General features: G+C 39.3%; 1 protein-coding gene. It reads right to left on the bottom strand.

Translation table 11 applies throughout. From position 1 onward, the window contains the following. Window positions 1–54: 54 nt before the first annotated feature. Complete coding sequence (locus F6K51_RS37690; RefSeq protein ID WP_293031391.1) at window positions 55–1092, bottom strand: methyltransferase; 1038 nt, start codon at window positions 1090–1092, stop codon at window positions 55–57. Window positions 1093–1218 lie beyond the last annotated feature (126 nt).

The following is a 1218-nucleotide window of genomic DNA, read 5'->3' as shown; positions in this document are numbered from 1 at the left end:
AAATTCTAGAAATAGCCTCCTATCGGAAATTAGTTGTGCTTATTGGTTGTTTAACTAGTTAACACTAAATTCCATAACTGTCAAACTTGTCCCAGTATAAACGACTTGTTCGAGTTTAAAACCACTCGCTGCAAATAAGTCCTTATATTCTTGTTCCGTGCGCCAGTAACCCCCTGGATTAGTAATCATCATTTGAACCGCAGCCAAAGCTGGTATAGTTCCATCAGGATATTCTACAGGGGCACCCACAGGAGGAACTAGAGTTTGAAGTAGTATAACCTTGCCATGTTTCGGGAGAGCTTCGCGACAGTTAGTTAGTACTTTGATAGAATTTTCTTTACTAAACACCGATAGAAAATACTTCATCACAATTGCATCGGCACCTTTTGGTAAAGATTCCAAAGCACTGCCACCAACAACTTGTACTGCATCATTTACTCCATATTTTGCCAGATTAGTAGGAGCAGTTTTTACCTCATTGGGCAAGTCAAATAAAATTCCTTTGCAGCCAAATTTTTTAACAATATTGGCAATTAATGTTCCTTGATTGCCGCCTACATCCATTACGGTTTCAAAACGACCAAAGTCATAAAATTCAAACAACGGATCAACCGCTTCATTAGTCAAAAAACTCATGGCATTGTTAAAGAGTTTTTTGCTGTTAGGGTTGGCGGTCATATACTCACTGTAAAAATCCTGACCTTTGGCCAGTTCAAAGGGGACTTCTCCCGTCTTCAAACTGTTTTCCAATTCCCGCCAAGCATCCCACATATTCGGCTCAGTAATATGCATTAAAAAGTCAGCGATGGAAGGGGAATCATTCCTGACCAAAAGTTCCGATAATTCAGTTGAGGCAAAAACACGTCCGGGTTTCTCCACGAATACCCCTAAATGGGATAAAGCCCGCATAACCACATAAAGCTTTTCAACGTTTGTTGAAGTTTTTTCGGCAATTTCCTCAACCGTTTTTGTTCCATCTTTCAACAGGTTAGGGATTCCTAAACTGGTGGCCACATAAACACACTGACTTTGCCAGTAACCGTAGATAATTCGGTAAATTTTCTTCTTAGCTTCTGATGCAGTACCTAACATAATTACTATCCAAAATTTTCCTATTGTAAACGACTAATCAAACTTTATACTAATACCTTTACGTTCGATCCATTCAGGCATGAATAATGACTGCCAGGAACCATAACTACCTCAATATCAGCTGCA

This window comes from Moorena sp. SIO3I8 (genome assembly GCF_010692325.1).
Lineage (GTDB): Bacteria > Cyanobacteriota > Cyanobacteriia > Cyanobacteriales > Coleofasciculaceae > Moorena.
This window is presented reverse-complemented; position numbering and strand designations above follow the sequence as displayed.

What these genes read in the sequence shown, in the direction of transcription:
- F6K51_RS37690 (WP_293031391.1), bottom strand. Translation starts at nt 1,092, where the DNA reads ATGTTAGGTACTGCATCAGAAGCTAAGAAGAAAATTTACCGAATTATC.